Here is a 2209-nt window from a genome sequence, read left to right as displayed (position 1 = left end):
GCCTTGCCCGATCCGCCGGACGGCGAATCGCTKGATCCGGATCCGCTGCACGCGGCGAGCGCCAACGTTGCGCTCAGGCCGACGACGCCTGCGATCAGCGTCCGCCGACGCTTCAGCATCGAGTTCACAGTTCCTCCTTGAAGTGCGAAGCATGGGGTTGAAGCGTTTCAAAACGTAGTCCCCAAGTTCGCCGCGGTCAACGGCCGTTGCAAAACCGTGACGTGACCAGGTTCGATGGCCTGAGTGAGTCACCGGGCCACGCAATGAACCACCGTAGAGATTGGCTCGATTCAATCGTTTGCGGTGTTGATGCTCGTGTCCGCCATCGGTGCCCACGGCCAGGCATATACGCTCGACTCGCCGCGAGACCACATCACCAGGAAGGAGCCATCGGTGCCTCCCCCGGAGCAGAGCAACCGACCGCCGGCGCGACCGCGCCCGAGCGTCGACGACGTCGCCTCCCTGGCGGGCGTCTCGATGGGCACCGTCTCCAACGTCCTCAACCATCCCGACAAGGTCGCTGCCGCGACCCGGGAGCGGGTCGAGCGCGCGATGGCGATGCTCGGCTACGTGCCCAATACCGCAGCCCGCTCGTTGAAGTTCGGCTCGACGCGGTCGATCGGCCTGATCGTCTMGGACCTGAGCAACTCCCTGTTCGTCGACATCGCCCGTGGCGCTGAGAGTGGCGCGGAGCACGGCGGCCTGACGTTGCTCATCGCGAACAGCGACGCGCGGATCGAGCGTGAGTCCAACTACCTCGCCATGTTCGCGCAGTCACGGGTGACCGGCGTCCTCATGACGCTCAACGATGCGGCCCACTTCGCCGCCGTCTCGCGCCGGGCGCCGACCGGGATCCCCCTGGTGCTCCTGAACTTCAGCGCACCCGTGTCGCAGTACTGCAGCGTCGACGTCGACAACGCGCTCGGTGGCTACGTCGCCACCAAGCACCTCATCGAGACGGGCCGCCGCAAGCTGGCGTTCGTGGGCGGCCCGAGCGAGCTGCAACCGGTCGTCGACCGTGGCAAAGGCTTTCACCAGGCCGTGGGTGAGCACCCGGACGTGGTCTCGGAGGTCATCACCCCGGAGTGGATCAACCGCTCCGACGGGTGGTCCGTGGGCGTCCACCTCGCCGCGCGCATCGCGGCCGGCGAGATCGACGGCATCTTCGCTGCGTCCGACCTGCTCGCGGCGGGCATCGTCCAGGCCCTCTCGAGCTCCTCTGACGTGCGCGTTCCCGACGACGTCGCGATCGTCGGGTACGACAACAACCAGGCCGCCTGGGACAGCCCGATCCCCATCTCGACCGTCGCGCAACCCGGTGACGACGTCGGGCGCCTCGGCGCACTGCTGCTCCAGGAGGAGGCCGCTCACGGCAGCGGACCCCACGAGCACTCGGCTGTCGTGCTGCCCCCGAGGCTGATCTCCCGACAGAGCTCGAGCCCGCGGGGCTGAGGATCTCGACGGATCCCCCGACGTGGCGATCGCGGACCTCGACGACATGACCCCGGCACTCGGCTCACCGGCGAGCCGCCGACCCCGCCAGAAGGTCGAAGGGCCTTGAATGGGACGCTCGTCATCGAGCGTGCCCGAAGGAGACCTCATGACCGAACTCCCCCGCCTGGAGCGAGCCGGCAGCCACACGCGGCTGATCGTGGACGGACAACCGTTCTTCTGCCTGGGCGGCGAGCTGCGCAACTCCAGCGCCTCGGATCCCGTGCACATGGCCCCCATCTGGCACGCGATCGGGCGGTCCGGAGTGAACTCGATCATCGCTCCCGTGGGGTGGGACCAGGTGGAGCCGTCCGAGGGTGAGTTCGACTTCCGCGTCGTCGACGAGCTGCTCTCAGGTGCGCGCTCGGCGGGCGTCCGCCTCGTCCTCATCTGGTTCGGTGCGTACAAGAACGCCTTGTCCACCTATGCACCGACGTGGGTTCGCCAGGACTCCGCCCGATTCGAGCGAGCCGACCGGGGACCGTCTCCTGTGCGGGCTCCTTTCAGCTACGAGGGATCGATGCCTCGCCCCACGCTGTCCGTGTTCTCCAGGCCTCTGCGAGAAGCGGACGAGGCAGCCTATGGAACTCTGATGACGCACATCGCCCGGGTGGACGAGGATCACACCGTCATCATGATGCAGGTGGAGAACGAGGTAGGGCTCTTGGGGTCGAGCCGCGACCGCTCCTCCGCCGCCCAGCTCGCCTGGCTGTCGCCC

At 67.7% G+C, this 2209-nt stretch carries 2 protein-coding genes; both read left to right on the top strand.

The features are described 5' to 3' along the window. Nucleotides 1-393: 393 nt before the first annotated feature. Nucleotides 394-1452, top strand: coding sequence for a LacI family DNA-binding transcriptional regulator (locus ACXJKG_RS20735; protein WP_456847610.1), 1059 nt, complete (start codon nucleotides 394-396; stop codon nucleotides 1450-1452). Nucleotides 1453-1600: 148 nt separating this feature from the next. Continuing rightward, the coding region (locus tag ACXJKG_RS20730; RefSeq protein WP_456847609.1) for a beta-galactosidase at nucleotides 1601-2209 on the top strand (609 nt) is incomplete at its 3' end.

The organism is Cellulomonas sp. P5_C6 (assembly GCF_054049635.1).
Note: the sequence above shows the minus strand (reverse complement) of the source record. Positions and strands in the feature narration are given on the sequence as shown.